This window comes from Streptococcus sp. CF7_Ac1-8 (assembly GCF_024295435.1).
In the GTDB taxonomy this organism is placed as follows: Bacteria; Bacillota; Bacilli; order Lactobacillales; family Streptococcaceae; genus Streptococcus; species Streptococcus mitis_AP.
Genome location: NZ_JANCPI010000016.1, coordinates 34,706 through 52,281 on the forward strand (window position 1 = coordinate 34,706; position 17,576 = coordinate 52,281).

Sequence of the window (17,576 nt, forward strand, 5' to 3'; positions counted from 1 at the left end):
TAATGCAGGCAACAAGCTTAGGACTATCATATATCGAAATTGTATTAAGAATTGTACTTTCATTAGTTATTGGTGGAGTAATTGGTTTAGAGAGAGGAAGTAAATCTCAACCAGCAGGTATTCGTACACATAGTATTGTTTGTCTGGCTGCATGTTTAATTATGATGACTAATGAGTATGTATCTTATAAATTTGGTACAGGAGATCCTACACGCTTAGGTGCGCAAGTTATATCAGGTGTTGGTTTTCTTGGGGCTGGAACAATACTTATTACAGATAAAAAGAAAATAACTGGTTTAACAACTGCAGCCGGAATATGGGCTTCAGCTGGAATCGGTCTAGCTATAGGTGTTGGTTTTTATGAAGGAGCCGTACTAGGAGCAATTTCTGTTTGGAGTGTTATAACTATGTTCCAACCTTTAAAAAAATATCTTCAAAGTCGTTCAAAGATAATCGAATTGTATATCGTTGTTAGATCTACAGAGGCATATAATCGGGTACTAGTATACTGTGCTGAGAATGGCATTAGAATGACTGATTCTAGAACTGCATTTGGAGATGTTAATTCAGAAAGAATTGAATATTTTGATGTTCCAGAAAAAAAAATAGCATCATTTATTACTCTAGAACTATCAGGAAGATTTGAACATCTTCGTTTGATGGAAGAAATTGCTAATATTGTAGGTGTTATTTATGTCGAAGAAATTAGCTGAAATTTAGTAAACAAAGGGACAGATGTTTTTGTCCTTTTGTTTTTTAGATGTTTTAATCATCTAATTTTTGAGTAGATTTTTGCTCAGAGGTTTTTATGAAAGATTTTAAAATCTATTTTGATTTAGGTAAAATAGAATATTTTGATAATAATTGTTTGATACAAGTATACAAATTTATTTCTTTTTATGATATTTGTGAAATGGTGTTTCCCTTTCATTTACCTCCTGATGAGTTGATAACAAATGTTATTTTTAAAGAAAAAATTAAGTCTATGTTAGAATGTTACATTGACAGGCTATTATATATTTTTATAAATCCAACAATTTTTACTGAAAAAGTTAATCTACAATTTTATGGTAGTTTTTTCTCATATGAATTTATTTGTCGTGAAGTTGGAAACATTCTTAAAAATAAAGGTGTGAATTGCAATTTAAACTTTTTTGAAGGGGAAGAATATTTGTAAAATTAATTTTGTGAATTTGTGGATCTTAAATAATTTACAAAATTCTCTTGTTAAAAAAAATTAAATATTGTATAGTAATATTAGAATGTTCGTAATGGAGGACTGAAATGAAAAATATAAATGGGAAAAAGGTAACTATTTATGATATTGCACGTTTATCAGGTTTTTCTCCAAAAACAGTTTCACGAGTTATTAATGGTGGAGTAAATGTTAAAGAAGAAACTTATCAAGCGATTCAAAAAGTTATAGAGGAATTGTCGTATATTCCAAATGCGTATGCAAAAAATTTAACTAAAAAAGAAGCTATAAATATATTGATTTCTGTAAAAAAAATCGACTCTTTTCCTTTAATTTGGTTTCAAACTTTATTAGATAAAGTTTTACAAACTTGTAAAGAGTATGGTGTTAACGCTATTGTTGAATATTTTAGTGAAGAAGATACAATTAGTAATTCAATAATCTCGAGTACAGGAAGCTTGATAGATGGTGTAATAGTATTTTATGAAAGTAAAGAAGATATTCGGATTAATTACTTGCAAAAGAATAAAATGCCATTCATAGTTTTTGGAGAATCTAGAACACCTAATGTTGTGTATGTTTCTAACAACAATTTTCAGGCCACTTATGACATGATGAAATTAGTATCAAAAGAAAACATTAATAGTATGTGGTTACTTATGGGAGGAGAATCCCTTGTTAATATTGATCGAGAGAGAGGGGTTCGTGCTTTTTTAAATGATAATAACTATGAAATGGATTTGAAAGTAGTATATGGTCTAACTACAATAGATTCTGTTTATTCATATGCTACAAGACATCTATCTAATCAAAATTATCCTGATTTGATTTTTGTATCCGGTGATGAAAAAGTACAGGGATTGATTCGTTCTTGCTATGAGAAGGAAATTACCATTCCTGATGATATTTCAATAATCGGATTTGACAATATTCCAATTTCTCAATATTATACTCCAGCTTTATCTACAATTTCTCCTAATTATGTTAAATTAGCTCAAGAAATGATTGAAGGGGTATTAGCAATTATAAAGGGGGAAAGTGTCACATCTGTTGAAGTTTCTACTAAACTTGTTAGGAGACAGAGTTTCTAGTATTGTTTAATTCTTGAAAATCCTAATGGAAAAGATGGAGTGTTCTAAAGTAAGTTCTGTTTAGCATCTATTCAGTTTCTATTGAGTTGGATCCAATTTCCAACAAGTGGGACATTTTCACGTTCGATTTACTAAAGACATTATCACATTCGAATCACACATCTTTCAAAAAAATCGTAAAAAAGTCTTGACAAAGAAAAAACAAAGTATTAAAATAAGTTCAACAAATCAGAAAAGTAACTATTTTTGATCTTCAGGGAGCCTGTGGTGATTGTGAACAGGTGGTTGAAAGTAGTGAAAGTGGGCTGATTTTAAAAATGAATTTGAAACAATGAAAATTCGGTGCGCACACCTTACAGTGCAACTTGTTGTTAGACAAGGCAGAGATGTAAAGGGATAGTCCCTTTATAATTGAGGTGGCACCGCGTTACCAACGCCCTCACACGGAATTTAATTCTGTGTGTGGGCTTTTTTCATATCTTGAAATCAATACAGAAAGAGGAAATTTTTATGACAACTAAAGGTTATTTTGGACAATTTGGTGGAAGTTTTGTACCGGAGCCGATTCAGGCTTTGTTGGATGAGTTGGAAGTGACATTTGACAAGTACAAGGATGATCCAGAGTTTTTGGCAGAATTTCGTCATTACTTAAAGGACTATTCCGGTCGCGAAACACCACTCTATTTTGCGGAAAGTTTGACAGACCACCTAGGTGGCGCTAAGATTTATCTCAAGCGCGAAGACCTTAACCACCTTGGTTCTCACAAGCTCAACAACGTTTTAGGGCAAATCCTTCTTGCCAAACGTATGGGCAAAAAACGAGTAATCGCAGAAACAGGAGCTGGTCAGCACGGTGTTGCTACAGCAGCGGCTGCAGCCAAGTTTGGTATGGCCTGTGATGTCTACATGGGAGCAGAAGATGTGGAACGCCAACGTCTCAATGTTTTCCGTATGGAGATGATGGGAGCAACTGTTCATGCAGTTGAAACAGGGACTCGTACCCTCAAAGATGCTGTTGATGCAGCCTTTGGAGCATGGATGAATGACCTTGAAGCCTTTTATGTTCTGGGATCTGCTGTGGGACCTCACCCATATCCAACCATTGTTCATGAGTTCCAAAAAGTCATCAGTGAAGAATCTCGCCGTCAAATCTTAGAAAAAGAAGGTCGTTTACCAGACTACGTTATTGCCTGTGTAGGTGGTGGTTCCAATGCTATTGGTGCATTTTCACAGTATGTGACTGATGAAGAAGTTAAATTGGTTGGGGTCGAAGCTGCTGGTCATGGACTTGATACAGATAAGCACGCAGCTACTATGACAAAGGGTAGTATCGGAATTGTCGACGGCATGAAGACCTATGCAGTCTTTAAGGAAGATGGAGAGCTAGCTCCAGTTTACTCTATCTCAGCTGGATTGGACTATCCAGGGGTTGGCCCAGAACACGCTTACTTTAAAGATTCAGGTCGCGTGGAATATGTTGCAGCGACAGACGAAGAAGCTGTTCAGGCTCTCCTCCTTCTCAGCAAGACTGAAGGAATTATCCCAGCGATTGAAAGCTCACACGCTATCGCAGAAGCAGTTAAACGTGCACCGAAACTAAGTAAAGACGACATTATCATCATCAATGTCTCTGGTCGTGGAGACAAGGATGTAGCTGCAATTGCGGACTACCTAGAAGCTAAAAAATAAAAGATGGAAAAATTACAGTCTTTTCTCTCACAGAGAGCTTGTGGTTGCTGAAAACAAGCAGAGAAAGCTGTAAGGTTGGGTCCATCTGAAACGAGAGAAGAAAACATAATTCTCAAGGGAGTGCCCTTTATCGCACAGCCTGTTACAGGAGGTTTCTGAGACAGGAATGAGAGATAGGAGAAATCCTATAATTGAGGTGGCACCGCGAATTTCGTCCTCACGCAAGTTATTTTGCGTGGGGATTTTTCATACAGTCGCCACGGACTAGAAGTAGAACTGAAAGGGAAATTACAATGGAACGAATCATTCATGGAGATGTCTTATCGCCAATCTTGGCTTATATGCGCCTAAAGGGGCAACACAAGGTTATCTTAGAGAGTATTCCGAGAGACAAGGAAACAGCTCGTTTTTCTATCCTAGCCTATAATCCTGTTTTTGAGATTAAGTTTGAAAATGGAGTTCTTTATCAAAATGGGCAGGTGATTGATCGGGATCCCTTGGATTTCCTTTATGAAGTGACTCATAAGAACCAGCACCATTCAGACCTACCTTTTGGTGGGGGAGCCATTGGATTTGTTGGCTACGATATGATTTCGCTTTATGAAGAAATTGGTCAAATTCCTGAAGATACAATTGGAACTCCAGACATGCATTTCTTCGTCTATGAGAGTTACATGGTCTTTGACCACAAGAAGGAAAAAATCCATGTCATAGAGGATGCTCTCTATAGTGAGCGTAGTCAAGAAGACTTGGAAAAAGCCTTGAACCAAGTACTTGAGGAATTACGCATTCCTGCTCCAAATGAATTTGAAGACTTGGATCTATCTCCACTGGACTTCAAACCGCATATCGCTCCTCAGAAGTTTGAGGAAATGGTGGAAACCGCTCGTGACTTGATTCGTAATGGCGACATGTTCCAGTGCGTACTCAGTCAGCGCTTCTCAGCAGAAGTTACTGGAAATCCATTTGACTTTTACAGAAATCTCCGCGTGACCAATCCATCTAATTACCTTTATTTCTATGACTTTGGGGATTATCAAATCATCGGTGCCAGTCCAGAAAGTTTGGTTTCTGTCAAAAATGGCATCGTGACAACCAATCCGATTGCAGGGACACGACCAAGAGGCGCTACGGATGAAGAAGACAAGGATTTGGCGACAGACCTGCTTTCGGATGAGAAGGAAACAGCAGAGCATCGGATGTTAGTAGACTTGGGACGAAATGATATTGGCCGCATCTCTGAAACGGCCAGTGTTCAAGTCACTAAGTATATGGAAGTGGAGCTCTTCCGCTATGTCATGCATTTGACCAGTGTGGTCAAAGGGTGTTTGCTTCCAGAACTTACTGCCATGGATGCTTTGAAAGCAACACTTCCTGCCGGAACTGTTTCTGGAGCACCAAAAATTCGCGCGATGAGACGTATCTATGAACTGGAAACAGAAAAACGAGGCGTATACGCAGGAGCAATCGGCTACTTGTCTGCGACGGGTGATATGGACTTCGCCATTGCTATCCGAACTATGATTCTCAAAAATCAAACAGCCTATGTGCAGGCTGGGGCAGGGATTGTCTACGACTCTATTGCCCAAAACGAATACCAAGAAACTATTAACAAAGCAAAATCTATGACTAGAATTGGAGAACTAAGACCATGATTTTATTGATTGACAACTATGATTCTTTTACCTATAACTTGGCCCAATACATTGGGAATTTTGCAGAAGTACAGGTCTTGAGAAATGATGATCCCAAGCTGTATGAAGAAGCTGAAAAAGCAGATGGTCTGGTCTTTTCTCCTGGTCCTGGTTGGCCAGTTGATGCTGGAAAGATGGAAGACATGATTCGTGATTTTGCTGGCAAGAAGCCGATTCTTGGGATTTGTTTGGGCCATCAAGCCATTGCAGAAGTCTTTGGTGGTAAGCTAGGTTTGGCTCCAAAAGTCATGCATGGGAAACAGAGCAATATCAGCTTTGAAGCGCCATCTGTTTTGTATCAAGGCATTGAGGATGACCGTGCAGTCATGCGTTACCACAGTATTTTGATTGAAGAAATGCCAGAAGACTTTGAAGTGACAGCTCGTTCTACTGATGACCAAGCTATCATGGGGATTCAACACAAAACCCTACCAATTTATGGCTTCCAGTACCATCCAGAGAGCATTGGAACGCCAGATGGCTTGTCTTCTATTCGGAATTTTATAGATAAGGTTGTAAAGTGAGGAAACTAGGATGAAAGAGATTATTGAAAAACTAGCAAAATTTGAAAATTTATCAGGTGTGGAAATGACGGATGTCATTGAGCGTATCGTAACTGGGCGTGTAACGGAGGCGCAGATTGCTTCTCTCCTTTTGGCTCTTAAGATGAAGGGGGAAACACCTGAAGAACGCACAGCCATTGCCCAAGTCATGAGAGGACATGCCCAACATATTCCAACTGAGATTCATGATGCCATGGACAACTGTGGTACAGGTGGAGACAAATCCTTCAGCTTTAACATCTCCACAACCTCAGCCTTTGTCTTGGCTGGTGGTGGTGTTCATATGGCAAAACACGGTAACCGCTCGATTTCTTCTAAATCTGGTTCTGCAGATGTCCTAGAAGCCTTGGGCATCAACCTAGACCTCAAACCGGCTGAACTAGGTAAGGTCTTTGATAAGACTGGCATCGTCTTTCTCTTTGCTAAAAATATGCACCCAGCAATGAAATACATCATGCCAGCTCGTTTGGAATTGGGAATTCCAACAATCATGAACTTGACTGGTCCTCTGATTCACCCAATGACTTTGGAAACACAGCTTCTTGGTATTAGTCGTCCAGAACTTCTAGAAAGTACAGCTCAGGTTTTGAAAAATATGGGTCGCAAACGTGCTATAGTGGTTGCTGGTCCAGAAGGATTGGACGAAGCTGGTTTGAATGGAACAACCAAGATTGCCCTTCTTGAAAATGGCGAAATCACCTTGTCAAGCTTTACTCCAGAAGATCTGGGGATGGAACGCTACGCTATCGAAGACATTCGTGGAGGCAATGCTCAGGAAAATGCAGAAATTTTGCTTAGAGTTCTGAAAAACGAACCAAGTCCATTCTTGGAAACGACAGTCTTGAATGCTGGTCTTGGTTTCTATGCTAATGGTAAGGTTGATAGCATCAAGGACGGAGTTGCCTTAGCTCGTCAAGTCATTGCTAGTGGCAAGGCTCTTGAAAAACTCAGACTGTTACAGGAGTACCAAAAATGAGTCAGGAATTTTTAGCACGAATTTTGGAGCAGAAGGCGCGTGAGGTTGAGCAGATGGAGCTGGAGGAAATCCAGCCCTTGCGCCAGCCCTATCGCTTGGCTGACTTTTTGAAGAATCATCAAGACCGCTTGCAGGTGATTGCAGAAGTTAAGAAAGCTAGCCCTAGTCTGGGGGATATCAATCTCGATGTGGATATTGTACAACAGGCCCAGACTTATGAAGCGAACGGCGCAGTGATGATTTCGGTTTTGACAGATGAAGTTTTCTTTAAAGGACATTTGGATTATCTACGGGAGATTTCCAGTCAGGTAAACATTCCAACACTCAACAAGGACTTTATTATCGATGAAAAGCAAATCATTCGAGCTCGCAATGCAGGTGCAACAGTTATCTTGCTCATCGTGGCAGCCTTGTCTGAAGAACGCCTCAAGGAACTTTATGACTATGCGACAGAGCTTGGTCTGGAAGTCTTGGTGGAAACTCACAATCTAGCTGAACTAGAGGTAGCTCACAGACTTGGTGCGGAGATTATTGGTGTTAATAACCGCAATTTGACTACCTTTGAAGTTGACTTGCAGACCAGTGTAGATTTGGCTAAACATTTCAAAGATGATTGCTTGTACATTTCTGAATCTGCTATTTTCACAGGGCAGGATGCGGAACGAGTAGCACCATACTTTAACGGCATTTTAGTAGGGACAGCTCTCATGCAGGCAGAAGATGTAGCCCAGAGAATCAAGGAGTTGCAGATTGACAAAGGTTAAAATTTGTGGACTATCGACCAAAGAAGCGGTGGAGACAGCTGTATCAGCAGGAGCAGACTATATCGGTTTTGTCTTTGCACCCAGTAAAAGACAGGTGACCTTGGATCAGGCTGCTGAGTTGGCAAAGCTTATTCATGCGGATGTCAAAAAGGTTGGTGTATTTGTTTCACCAAGTCGTGCAGAACTGCTAGAAGCGATTGACAAAGTTGAGTTGGACTTGGTTCAAATTCATGGTCAGCTGGCGGATGATGTGTTTGAGGACTTGCCCTGTTCTAGTATTCAGGCTGTGCAGGTGGATGGAGAGGGTCGTGTGCCTAATTCTCAGGCAGATTATCTACTCTTTGATGCCCCTGTGGCAGGGAGTGGCCAAACCTTTGACTGGGGGCAACTAGATACGACTGGACTCGCTCAGCCCTTCTTTATCGCAGGTGGGCTTAAGGAAGACAATGTAGTAAAAGCAATTCAACACTTTACTCCCTATGCAGTAGATGTATCGAGCGGAGTGGAGACAGATGGACAAAAAGATCATGAAAAGATTAGAAGATTTATAGAGAGGGTAAAGCATGGCATATCAGGAACCAAATAAAGATGGATTTTACGGAAAATTCGGCGGACGTTTTGTCCCAGAAACATTGATGACAGCAGTTTTGGAGTTGGAGAAGGCCTACCGTGAAAGTCAGGCAGATCCAAGTTTCCAAGAGGAATTAAACCAACTCTTGCGCCAGTACGTGGGACGTGAAACTCCCCTTTACTACGCAAAAAATTTGACCCAGCATATTGGCGGAGCCAAGATTTATCTTAAACGAGAAGATCTCAACCATACAGGTGCCCACAAGATTAACAATGCCTTGGGACAAGTTTTGCTCGCTAAACGCATGGGTAAAAAGAAAATTATCGCAGAAACAGGTGCTGGTCAGCACGGTGTGGCAACTGCAACTGCTGCAGCCCTCTTTAACATGGAATGTACCATCTATATGGGTGAAGAGGATGTTAAACGCCAAGCCCTCAATGTCTTCCGTATGGAGCTTTTGGGAGCAAAGGTCGAGTCTGTAACAGATGGTTCGCGCGTGCTCAAGGATGCGGTCAATGCAGCCCTTCGTTCATGGGTAGCAAATATCGATGATACCCACTATATTCTTGGTTCTGCCTTGGGGCCTCATCCATTCCCAGAAATCGTTCGTGACTTCCAAAGCGTTATTGGTAGAGAGGCTAAACAACAGTACCGTGACTTGACAGGTCAAGATCTGCCAGATGCCCTAGTAGCCTGTGTTGGTGGTGGGTCGAATGCCATCGGGCTCTTCCATCCATTTGTAGAAGATGAGTCAGTAGCCATGTATGGGGCTGAAGCAGCTGGACTTGGTGTAGATACGGAGCACCACGCAGCTACCTTGACCAAGGGGCGTCCTGGTGTCCTTCACGGTTCTCTCATGGATGTACTCCAAGATGCTCATGGCCAAATTCTTGAAGCCTTCTCTATCTCAGCAGGTTTGGACTATCCTGGTATCGGTCCAGAACATTCTCACTACCACGATATTAAACGTGCCAGCTATGTTCCTGTGACGGATGAAGAAGCCTTGGAAGGATTCCAACTCCTGTCTCGTGTGGAAGGGATTATCCCAGCCTTGGAATCTAGTCACGCTATTGCCTTTGCGGTGAAATTGGCCAAAGAACTGGGTCCAGACAAATCCATGATTGTTTGTCTATCAGGTCGTGGGGACAAGGATGTGGTCCAAATCAAAGACCGCTTGGAAGCAGATGCAGCAAAGAAGGGAGAAGCTCATGCCTAAGATACTAACAGAAAAATTAAACGCTATAAAAGCAGCTGGAAAAGGAATTTTCGTTCCCTATATCATGGCTGGAGATCATGAGAAAGGTTTGGACGGTCTTGCTGAAACAATTCACTTTTTAGAAGATTTGGGTGTCTCTGCAATTGAAGTGGGCATTCCCTTTTCAGATCCAGTTGCAGATGGACCTGTTATCGAAGAAGCTGGCTTGCGCAGTCTAGCTCATGGTACTTCGACACAAGCTTTGGTTGAAACCTTGAAAACCATTGAAACAGAAGTACCACTTGTCATCATGACCTACTTCAACCCCCTCTTTCAGTACGGTGTGGAGAATTTTGTCAAAGATTTGGCAGATACAGCGGTTAAGGGCTTGATTATCCCAGACCTGCCTCATGAGCATGCCAACTTTGTAGAACCATTTCTGGCAGACACAGACATCGCCTTGATTCCTTTAGTAAGCTTGACCACAGGGATTGAGCGCCAGAAAGAGTTGATTAAAGGGGCAGAAGGTTTTGTCTATGCCGTTGCTATCAATGGAGTGACAGGGAAATCTGGCAATTACCGCGCAGACTTGGACAAGCACTTGGCACAATTGCATCAAGTGGCCGACATCCCAGTATTGACAGGATTTGGCGTATCTAGTCAAGCTGATGTTGAACGCTTCAATGCGGTGTCAGATGGTGTTATCGTTGGTTCGAAAATTGTAAAAGCCCTCCACCAAGGAGAGCCGATTCAGGACTTTATCAAACAAGCAGTAGCTTACCAAAAATAATCACACAAGTAGCGAGTAAGAGGAAAGGCACAAAAGGAAGTCTTTCCTTTTTCTTTTGTAGGAGAAAGGCTAGAATTCCCATCGCAGAAGCAAACTGAATCAAGATGAGTAATTCGGTCGCACTAAAGACGAGAGCACAAGAAGCTAAAAAGAGAAAATCCCCTGCTCCCATGCGGATATCAATAAAATGAGCCACAATTCCAAGGGCAAGGAAGAAGACCATGACCAGATTCCAGCCAGAGCAGACCATTAGGAGTAGATGAAAGACAATCCAGACCAGTAAGGGATATTCTTGATGGTGAAAGTCGTAGATACCCAAGGTCAAACCAGTAGTGATTAGGATAACTTGTCCCAAGGAAAGAAAACCCCAAGAGCAAACCAGAAAAAGGAGACCTAAACTTAGTTCAAAAAGGGCATACCAGACTGGATAAGGTGCCTTGCAGTAGCGACAGCGAAAGCGATTGAGCACCTGCGACAGAATCGGAATCAAATCTAAGGGACGCAAGCGAATCTGACAAGAATCGCAGTGACTGGCTGGACTGATAATAGATTGCTCAGGGAAACGGTCAATGACCAAACCAAGAAAGGAAGCGAGAATGCTCCCGACAAGAAAAAAATAAAAATCGATCATACTTATCTATTCGTAAAAAATAGGAGAAGTAGTATAATAGAGAAACATAGATAAGATGGTGAGGTCAAGATGACAATTCGTTTTGAAGAAAAGGTGAGCACAGAAAACGCTCAGCTCGTATGCCAATGGTCCAACTCTCTCGGAAAATCCTTTCAAGAACAATGGATGGGACAAATGGTTCCTTTTCCCTTGACTATTCAAGCCTTGCAAGATTTGGAAGGAGTCTTTTCAATCTTTGATGGATCAGAGTTTGTCGGGATTATCCAGAAAATCAGATTGGAAAATAGTAATCTTCATATCGGAAGATTTTTTATCAACCCCAAAAAACAGGGGCAAGGCTTAGGTAGCCAGGCTTTAAGGAAATTTGTTAGTTTGGTCTTTGAAAATGAAGACATAGATACTATTTCTTTAAATGTCTTCGAAGCAAATCAAGCAGCCCAGCATCTCTATCAAAAAGAAGGATTTGAAATCGTTCAAATAGTTGAAGCACCTGTACGAAAATACATCATGAAAAAGAGTAGATAGAAAGTAAAAATCCTTGAAATCAATCTTGACTGCGATGATGAACCTGAATCAGCCCATCAAAAGGACTGTATATGAATGAACGTTACCAGTGTTTAAAAACTAAAGAATATCAGGTACTTTTATCTTCCAAGGGTAGATAAATTTTCGCTAAACGTAAGATTGATATGAAATCTGTCTTTGGGCAGATAAAGGTTTGTTTGGGTTATAAGAGATGTTATCTGAGAGGTAAGCGTCAAGTGAGAATTGACATGGGATTCGTACTCATGGTCAACAACCTGCTGAAATATAATAAGAGAAAGAGGTGAAATTAAAAAGCTAGAGTTCCGCAATTGGAAATCTCTAGCTTTTTGTTTTCTGAGAATCATCTTGACTCAGACTCTTTTGACTAATGTTACTAAAGAGATAAAGTAACTTTTAGCCTTATTTATTGTCGCCACTCAACATGTTTTTGATACCTTCTACAGCACCTTCTACAGCGTCTTTGGCATCTTCAGCAACTTCTTTTACTTTAGAAACAACTTTTTCAGCTGCTCCTTCTTTTTCCATTTTTTCATCACCGATGGCTTTCCCAACACCTTCTTTAATAGAACCTTTAGCTTGATTTAATTTTTCTTCTACTGACATGATAATTTCTCCTGTTATATTTATTTTATCTTAGTTTACACGAGTTTTTTCGTGAGATACTACACCAGTTGCTGCACCTTTAACAGCTTCTACGCCTTCGCTAACTTTTTCTTGAACAGTTGAGAAACCAGATCCAAGACCAGATTTAGCTTTTTCGAATTGTTCTGAAGCGAATTCTCCTGTTGATTCAGCAACGTCAGATACGCGATCTTGAAGGCTTACTGAGTCTGCTTCATGTTGTTCTTTAGTTTTGATGTCGACAACGTTTACGTTGATTTCAACAACTTCCAAGTCAGTCATTTTAGCAACTTCTGAAGATACGATTTCTCTGATTTCTGAATATAAAGCTGGAACATTTTTTTGGTACTCAGCAATAATGTTTAAGTCAACTGCAACTTGTGTTTTACCAACTTCTACGTTAACACCACTTGTTACGTCATCGCTGTTAACGATTTTTTCTTTAAGATTTGAGAAGAAACCACCGTCGATTCCCAAAAGACCTGAAACGTTTTCTAGTGACAGACCAATGATTTTTTGGATAACTTTATCTTCGTAAGTAAGTTCTCCTTTGATTTCGTGAGCTACAGCAGTAGCATCTTTCTTTTCTACGTTAGTGTTAATGTTTTTTTCGTTTGACATATGAAACTCCTTTAATTAAATTAGTAATTTTTATTTATCTATATAGTTTTTTTCGATATATAATCCAGCTGCAACTCCCAGTGCTCCTAAAATCAATACAAATATTGTTTTGAAGAAGCCAAAGGAGATAATCAAACAAGCGAGAAATACGCCTATGAGACCTGCGATTATTGGATATCGATATTGTTTAAGCCATTCCATTTTTTGCTTCCTTACTTCACACGACTAACAGTCTTTTTGTTTTGAGGTTTTGGTTTAGGCTGGTAGTCTTTTACTAGAACTTCTAGTTTAACCTGACGCTCAATACCAAAAAACTGCTTCAATCCATTAGTTATTTCATTTTGAATTAGTTGGCATCTGTCAGCGATGTTGTCCGAAGGAAGAATTTTACCTTCTACATGAACGAAACATTTATTTTTTCGTAAATTTACATGAACAGTTGGGTTCTTGATCAATCCATGATCACTTACCAAACTTCTAACAAAACCTTCGATTGCAGAATTCTTTAATTTTAATGTATCGTTTTTAGTTTCAAGTTGAATTTCCAAATAACGTTTAGGATAAAACAACACAACTGACATCGATAACAAAACTAAAGTTGATAGAGCCACTATCCCCCAGAATATATATCTAGAGAGATAGAATTCAACGAAATGATTCTGTCTCCAGCTAAATAGCTGAATGCCTAGATCACTAACTTGATGATAATCTATCAAAACAGGAAGGAAAATTGTCAAGATTAAAATACAGAAAATAATTAAAAATATTTTCTTTGTTTTTGACATATACAATCCTTTCGATTTAACATTAAACTATTTTTACCCGTCTAATCTATTTAAAAATAGTTTATTCTACAAGTAATTATTTTTTACCTGTAAAGAATGATACTACAGTAACAACAATTGCTGCTCCTGCAATAGATGGGATCAAAGCCATTCCAGCGATGGATGGGCCCCAACTACCTAAAAGGGATTGTCCTACAGATGACCCGACTAAACCAGCGAATACATTTGCGACGATTCCCATAGAACTACCTTTTTTAGTGATTTTACCTGCCAAGAGACCAATAAGACCTCCAGCAATAATTGACCACAACATTGCCTACCCTTCTTTATTATTTTAATTTCAAAAAATCAAATTCTTTGATTGTTGCTATTATATAATTTTTAAAATTAAAAATATAATCTTTCGACTTGAATTTGATTCTGTATTCACGCCCTCAATAGACGGTAAAATAAGAAAATTGTTTATATATTGCCCCCGTAGTGTTATTATACGAAATAAAGTATCTTAGTAGAAGTCGTTATAGTATGCTATACCTATTCTTTGTGGTATAATTGCAAGAGGTTTAATCCGATAATTTATAAAAAGAGAAAGACATTCATGAGAGATTTATTATCTAAAAAAAGTCATAGGCAATTAGAATTATTAGAATTATTATTTGAACATAAACGTTGGTTTCATCGTTCTGAACTAGCAGAGTTATTAAATTGTACAGAACGTGCAGTCAAAGATGATCTATCCCATGTTAAATCTGCTTTTCCTGACTTGATTTTTCATTCTTCTACTAATGGTATACGCATTATTAATACCGATGATAGTGATATTGAAATGGTTTACCATCATTTCTTTAAACATTCAACTCATTTTTCGATTTTAGAATTTATCTTCTTTAATGAAGGTTGTCAAGCTGAGAGAATTTGTAAAGAATTTTATATCAGTTCATCTTCGCTCTATCGTATTATTAGCCAAATCAATAAAGTGATTAAAAGGCAATTTCAATTTGAAATCAGTCTGACCCCTGTTCAAATCATTGGAAATGAGAGAGACATTCGTTACTTTTTTGCACAATATTTTTCAGAAAAATATTATTTCCTAGAATGGCCATTTGAAAATTTTTCATCAGAGCCCCTATCTCAATTGTTAGAATTGGTTTATAAGGAAACAAGCTTTCCAATGAATTTGTCAACTCATAGAATGCTAAAGTTGCTCCTAGTTACGAACCTATATAGAATAAAGTTTGGTCATTTCATGGAAGTAGAGAAAGACTCTTTTAACGATCAAAGTTTGGATTTTTTAATGCAGGTAGAAGGAATAGAAGGTGTTGCTAAGAATTTTGAATTAGAATACAATATCTCTTTAGATGAAGAAGTTGTTTGCCAATTATTTGTGTCTTACTTTCAAAAAATGTTTTTCATAGATGAAAGTCTCTTTTTGAAATGCGTAAAAAAGGATAGCTATGTTGAAAAATCTTACCATCTATTGAGTGATTTTATTGATCAGATTTCAGTCAAGTATCAGATTGAGATTGAGAATAAGGATAATCTGATTTGGCATCTGCATAATACTGCACATCTGTATCGTCAGGAGTTGTCCACTGAGTTTATTTTATTTGATCAAAAAGGGAATACAATCAGGAATTTTCAAAATATTTTCCCTAAATTTGTTTCAGATGTAAAAAAAGAGCTTTCTCATTATTTAGAGACTCTTGAAGTTTGTTCTAGTTCAATGATGGTAAATCATCTATCTTATACCTTCATCACTCATACCAAACATTTGGTGCTTAATCTACTACAAAATCAGCCAAAGCTGAAGGTTCTGGTTATGAGTAATTTTGATCAGTATCATGCAAAATCCGTTGCAGAGACACTTTCTTATTATTGCAGCAACAATTTTGAACTTGAAGTTTGGACTGAATTAGAATTATCAAAGGAATCTTTAGAAGAATCGCCTTATGATATCATCATTTCTAATTTTATTATTCCTCCGATTGAAAATAAGAGACTGATCTATTCAAATAATATAAACACGGTCTCACTCATATCTTTGTTAAATGCCATGATGTTTATTCGATTAGATTAGTAACCTAAAATAAAAAATGCTATTTCGCGTTTTGAACTGTACCTCAAAAGTTAGACAGAAAAAATCTAATTTTTGGGGTGTTTTTATTAAGAAAAGACCTTCAGTCATTTAAGTAAAATGTACATCTAGAGTCATAGTCCTCTAAAACTCTTGCTTTTTTTGTAGAAGATACGAAAAAAACCTTGATTCCAAGGCTTTTCCTGTTGTATGTAGATGCCCCCTACATGGATTTGTAAGAACTTTTCATATTGAAAATAAACAAAAATGTTGAAATATAGCTGATTTTAGGGAAATACTTTTAGGTGTTTTCAATGTCAGGATTTAAAAATGGGGCAAAAGTGGGGCAAAAACGAATGACTCGTATTTGGTTTGAAAACCTATAATACCTAATGATTATGCTATTCTAGATATATAGTTTTGTTATAAATAAATGTCAGTGCGAGATCAAATTGGAGGATAAAATGGAAAAACAAATTAATGAAAAAAAGCCTTGGTTCCCAAAGCTTTTTAATGTTATAAACTCATTAAAATAATCCCCAGTTAGATTTGGAATATTTTTTATTCTGTGTCATATAAAAATAAATAAAATGAATGGCTATAGCTAGAGCTAAAATGGTTGTTATACTCACTACTATTATAGGATTAGAAGCAAAGATTAAAGAGAGAATCAAGGCAGCCAGATAGAGTGTCGCTTGGACACAGTAGTAACTTTTCGAATAGCGAAGATAGTGTTTGTTATAGGGCCCATTTACTAGGACAGCAGCTTGAAAGAGGCCAAATCCGATATAAGAGAAGCTGGTTGCAAAGAGACGATTAGCTTCAGGATTCTGAAGAAAACTCATCGAAACGGTCATCATAAGAAGTCCAATGAAAATAGGATAGTGACTGTAAATTAGAAATAGTCTCTTTTGATTAGATTTTTCATCAATAGCATGGTCGAATTGACCAAAATAAAACAAGAACAGAGAAATCATAATAATGAAATAAAGAACCGAATAAATCGAGAAATTCTCGATTGTAAAGAAGTTAGCTAGCTCCGTAATCATCTCTCCAAACATAATAATGACAAGAAGGGAGATACGCTCGATTAAATGGGGGAGATTTACCTGGTAATGCTTATCTTTATTAAGCAAGATACTTGGCATAATAAATGTTAGCAGAATACTAGCAAATAAGATATAGACTCTAAGGTAAATAGGAAGAAGAGCTGCTAGATAGACTCCTAAACTTCCTAGACCTGTTATCCATAGAAAACCTTTGATACTTTCCCGATGAACATCATCGGTTGATTTTCTAAAAAATTCAACCAAATATTGAAAAAATAAGGTAAGGGTTAATGTACCAATAGCCCAACAGAGATAATGAAAATATTGTTGCCAATCAGGTCCAATCATATTGGCTATAAAGAGTAAAATTCCCATTTTGATAAACATGATTACTATGTTAAATAAAGAGTTCTTTCCATAGCGATTGGTATAATCGGTTTGAATCATCCAGGAATCGATGAGAAACAAAGTAGCAATGAAAAAATCAAGGAAAGAATTCCAAGTCAAAATACCGTTATGAAGATGGTCGATTAAAGTAGTTACTTTTGAAATTGCAAAAACAAAAACTAAGTCATAAAAAAGTTCTGAAAATTCTACACGTTTATGTTTAATAAGAGTTGTCATCTTAAGACCTTTCTATTTTAGAAGTAAAATTTATTATAACAGAAAATGGTAATAAAAGAAAAGAAGATGCTTAAATAACTTCATGTGACGCGAATGA

Annotated in this window: 21 protein-coding genes and 2 other annotated features; of the genes, 14 read left to right on the plus strand and 7 right to left on the minus strand. The window is 38.0% G+C overall.

Annotated features, from left to right (window positions below; genetic code table 11):
* Positions 1-2: 2 nt before the first annotated feature.
* From NMM26_RS08420 to trpA, 11 genes are all read left to right on the plus strand, one after another.
* On the plus strand, positions 3-713 hold the full coding sequence (locus tag NMM26_RS08420; protein ID WP_001149045.1) for an MgtC/SapB family protein: 711 nt from the start codon (positions 3-5) through the stop codon (positions 711-713).
* A 95-nt stretch (positions 714-808) separates the two neighbouring features.
* Complete coding sequence (locus tag NMM26_RS08425) at positions 809-1,177, plus strand: hypothetical protein (RefSeq protein ID WP_023943875.1); 369 nt, start codon at positions 809-811, stop codon at positions 1,175-1,177.
* Positions 1,178-1,284: 107 nt separating this feature from the next.
* Entirely contained in the window at positions 1,285-2,286 is a 1,002-nt protein-coding gene (locus NMM26_RS08430) for a LacI family DNA-binding transcriptional regulator (RefSeq protein WP_049488253.1), read from the plus strand.
* Positions 2,287-2,500: 214 nt separating this feature from the next.
* Positions 2,501-2,730: a binding site (T-box leader), on the plus strand.
* 66 nt (positions 2,731-2,796) lie between these two features.
* Positions 2,797-3,975, plus strand: a complete 1,179-nt coding sequence (gene trpB / locus NMM26_RS08435; RefSeq protein WP_045605807.1) for a tryptophan synthase subunit beta — start codon at positions 2,797-2,799, stop codon at positions 3,973-3,975.
* Positions 3,966-4,197 (plus strand) — a binding site (T-box leader). Its footprint overlaps the gene before it by 10 nt.
* Positions 4,198-4,268: 71 nt before the next feature.
* The gene (gene trpE, locus NMM26_RS08440) at positions 4,269-5,630 is read left to right on the plus strand and encodes an anthranilate synthase component I (RefSeq protein WP_254754200.1); all 1,362 of its coding nucleotides are present in this window, start codon (positions 4,269-4,271) and stop codon (positions 5,628-5,630) included.
* The gene (locus NMM26_RS08445) at positions 5,627-6,193 is read left to right on the plus strand and encodes an aminodeoxychorismate/anthranilate synthase component II (protein ID WP_084926229.1); all 567 of its coding nucleotides are present in this window, start codon (positions 5,627-5,629) and stop codon (positions 6,191-6,193) included. The genes trpE and NMM26_RS08445 overlap by 4 nt, the downstream gene beginning before the upstream one ends.
* 10 nt (positions 6,194-6,203) lie before the next feature.
* The gene (gene trpD / locus NMM26_RS08450) at positions 6,204-7,208 is read left to right on the plus strand and encodes an anthranilate phosphoribosyltransferase (RefSeq protein WP_254754201.1); all 1,005 of its coding nucleotides are present in this window, start codon (positions 6,204-6,206) and stop codon (positions 7,206-7,208) included.
* Positions 7,205-7,972, plus strand: coding sequence for an indole-3-glycerol phosphate synthase TrpC (gene trpC, locus NMM26_RS08455; protein ID WP_000076513.1), 768 nt, complete (start codon positions 7,205-7,207; stop codon positions 7,970-7,972). Before trpD ends, trpC begins: the two co-directional genes overlap by 4 nt.
* On the plus strand, positions 7,959-8,558 hold the full coding sequence (locus NMM26_RS08460; RefSeq protein WP_000169876.1) for a phosphoribosylanthranilate isomerase: 600 nt from the start codon (positions 7,959-7,961) through the stop codon (positions 8,556-8,558). Before trpC ends, NMM26_RS08460 begins: the two co-directional genes overlap by 14 nt.
* On the plus strand, positions 8,536-9,759 hold the full coding sequence (trpB, locus tag NMM26_RS08465) for a tryptophan synthase subunit beta (RefSeq protein ID WP_000331279.1): 1,224 nt from the start codon (positions 8,536-8,538) through the stop codon (positions 9,757-9,759). Before NMM26_RS08460 ends, trpB (NMM26_RS08465) begins: the two co-directional genes overlap by 23 nt.
* Complete coding sequence (gene trpA, locus NMM26_RS08470; protein WP_254754202.1) at positions 9,752-10,528, plus strand: tryptophan synthase subunit alpha; 777 nt, start codon at positions 9,752-9,754, stop codon at positions 10,526-10,528. Before trpB (NMM26_RS08465) ends, trpA begins: the two co-directional genes overlap by 8 nt.
* Here the strand turns inward: trpA and NMM26_RS08475 are convergent.
* Positions 10,500-11,159, minus strand: a complete 660-nt coding sequence (locus tag NMM26_RS08475) for an A24 family peptidase (protein WP_254754203.1) — start codon at positions 11,157-11,159, stop codon at positions 10,500-10,502. The genes trpA and NMM26_RS08475 overlap by 29 nt on opposite strands.
* A 69-nt stretch (positions 11,160-11,228) precedes the next feature.
* Between NMM26_RS08475 and NMM26_RS08480 the strand changes: the two genes are divergently transcribed.
* Together NMM26_RS08480 and NMM26_RS08485 are read left to right on the plus strand one after the other, a co-directional pair.
* Positions 11,229-11,684, plus strand: coding sequence for a GNAT family N-acetyltransferase (locus tag NMM26_RS08480; RefSeq protein ID WP_254754204.1), 456 nt, complete (start codon positions 11,229-11,231; stop codon positions 11,682-11,684).
* Positions 11,685-11,842: 158 nt separating this feature from the next.
* On the plus strand, positions 11,843-11,989 hold the full coding sequence (locus tag NMM26_RS08485) for a transposase (protein ID WP_261101474.1): 147 nt from the start codon (positions 11,843-11,845) through the stop codon (positions 11,987-11,989).
* 115 nt (positions 11,990-12,104) lie between these two features.
* On the opposite strand, the gene NMM26_RS08490 is transcribed toward NMM26_RS08485, so the two are convergent.
* From NMM26_RS08490 to NMM26_RS08510, 5 genes are all read right to left on the minus strand, one after another.
* Entirely contained in the window at positions 12,105-12,308 is a 204-nt protein-coding gene (locus tag NMM26_RS08490; protein ID WP_203175531.1) for a CsbD family protein, read from the minus strand.
* 30 nt (positions 12,309-12,338) lie between these two features.
* Positions 12,339-12,947: an Asp23/Gls24 family envelope stress response protein gene (locus NMM26_RS08495; protein ID WP_000064110.1), complete on the minus strand. Its 609-nt coding sequence runs from the start codon at positions 12,945-12,947 to the stop codon at positions 12,339-12,341.
* Positions 12,948-12,977: 30 nt separating this feature from the next.
* The gene (locus NMM26_RS08500; RefSeq protein ID WP_000455064.1) at positions 12,978-13,148 is read right to left on the minus strand and encodes a DUF2273 domain-containing protein; all 171 of its coding nucleotides are present in this window, start codon (positions 13,146-13,148) and stop codon (positions 12,978-12,980) included.
* 11 nt (positions 13,149-13,159) lie between these two features.
* Entirely contained in the window at positions 13,160-13,732 is a 573-nt protein-coding gene (gene amaP, locus NMM26_RS08505) for an alkaline shock response membrane anchor protein AmaP (protein ID WP_254754206.1), read from the minus strand.
* Between the two features lie 76 nt (positions 13,733-13,808).
* Complete coding sequence (locus tag NMM26_RS08510) at positions 13,809-14,045, minus strand: GlsB/YeaQ/YmgE family stress response membrane protein (protein ID WP_254754207.1); 237 nt, start codon at positions 14,043-14,045, stop codon at positions 13,809-13,811.
* Positions 14,046-14,330: 285 nt separating this feature from the next.
* Between NMM26_RS08510 and mgaSpn the strand changes: the two genes are divergently transcribed.
* Entirely contained in the window at positions 14,331-15,809 is a 1,479-nt protein-coding gene (mgaSpn, locus tag NMM26_RS08515; protein ID WP_254754208.1) for a virulence factor transcriptional regulator MgaSpn, read from the plus strand.
* 524 nt (positions 15,810-16,333) lie between these two features.
* On the opposite strand, the gene NMM26_RS08520 is transcribed toward mgaSpn, so the two are convergent.
* A complete protein-coding gene (locus tag NMM26_RS08520; protein ID WP_254754209.1) occupies positions 16,334-17,479 on the minus strand; it encodes a low temperature requirement protein A in 1,146 nt (381 codons plus the stop codon).
* Between the last annotated feature and the right edge of the window lie 97 nt (positions 17,480-17,576).

What these genes read in the sequence shown, in the direction of transcription:
- NMM26_RS08420 (WP_001149045.1), top strand. Translation starts at nt 3, where the DNA reads ATGCAGGCAACAAGCTTAGGACTATCATATATCGAAATTGTATTAAGA.
- NMM26_RS08425 (WP_023943875.1), top strand. Translation starts at nt 809, where the DNA reads ATGAAAGATTTTAAAATCTATTTTGATTTAGGTAAAATAGAATATTTT.
- NMM26_RS08430 (WP_049488253.1), top strand. Translation starts at nt 1,285, where the DNA reads ATGAAAAATATAAATGGGAAAAAGGTAACTATTTATGATATTGCACGT.
- trpB (WP_045605807.1), top strand. Translation starts at nt 2,797, where the DNA reads ATGACAACTAAAGGTTATTTTGGACAATTTGGTGGAAGTTTTGTACCG.
- trpE (WP_254754200.1), top strand. Translation starts at nt 4,269, where the DNA reads ATGGAACGAATCATTCATGGAGATGTCTTATCGCCAATCTTGGCTTAT.
- NMM26_RS08445 (WP_084926229.1), top strand. Translation starts at nt 5,627, where the DNA reads ATGATTTTATTGATTGACAACTATGATTCTTTTACCTATAACTTGGCC.
- trpD (WP_254754201.1), top strand. Translation starts at nt 6,204, where the DNA reads ATGAAAGAGATTATTGAAAAACTAGCAAAATTTGAAAATTTATCAGGT.
- trpC (WP_000076513.1), top strand. Translation starts at nt 7,205, where the DNA reads ATGAGTCAGGAATTTTTAGCACGAATTTTGGAGCAGAAGGCGCGTGAG.
- trpB (WP_000331279.1), top strand. Translation starts at nt 8,536, where the DNA reads ATGGCATATCAGGAACCAAATAAAGATGGATTTTACGGAAAATTCGGC.
- trpA (WP_254754202.1), top strand. Translation starts at nt 9,752, where the DNA reads ATGCCTAAGATACTAACAGAAAAATTAAACGCTATAAAAGCAGCTGGA.
- NMM26_RS08475 (WP_254754203.1), bottom strand. Translation starts at nt 11,159, where the DNA reads ATGATCGATTTTTATTTTTTTCTTGTCGGGAGCATTCTCGCTTCCTTT.
- NMM26_RS08480 (WP_254754204.1), top strand. Translation starts at nt 11,229, where the DNA reads ATGACAATTCGTTTTGAAGAAAAGGTGAGCACAGAAAACGCTCAGCTC.
- NMM26_RS08490 (WP_203175531.1), bottom strand. Translation starts at nt 12,308, where the DNA reads ATGTCAGTAGAAGAAAAATTAAATCAAGCTAAAGGTTCTATTAAAGAA.
- NMM26_RS08495 (WP_000064110.1), bottom strand. Translation starts at nt 12,947, where the DNA reads ATGTCAAACGAAAAAAACATTAACACTAACGTAGAAAAGAAAGATGCT.
- NMM26_RS08500 (WP_000455064.1), bottom strand. Translation starts at nt 13,148, where the DNA reads ATGGAATGGCTTAAACAATATCGATATCCAATAATCGCAGGTCTCATA.
- amaP (WP_254754206.1), bottom strand. Translation starts at nt 13,732, where the DNA reads ATGTCAAAAACAAAGAAAATATTTTTAATTATTTTCTGTATTTTAATC.
- NMM26_RS08510 (WP_254754207.1), bottom strand. Translation starts at nt 14,045, where the DNA reads ATGTTGTGGTCAATTATTGCTGGAGGTCTTATTGGTCTCTTGGCAGGT.
- mgaSpn (WP_254754208.1), top strand. Translation starts at nt 14,331, where the DNA reads ATGAGAGATTTATTATCTAAAAAAAGTCATAGGCAATTAGAATTATTA.
- NMM26_RS08520 (WP_254754209.1), bottom strand. Translation starts at nt 17,479, where the DNA reads ATGACAACTCTTATTAAACATAAACGTGTAGAATTTTCAGAACTTTTT.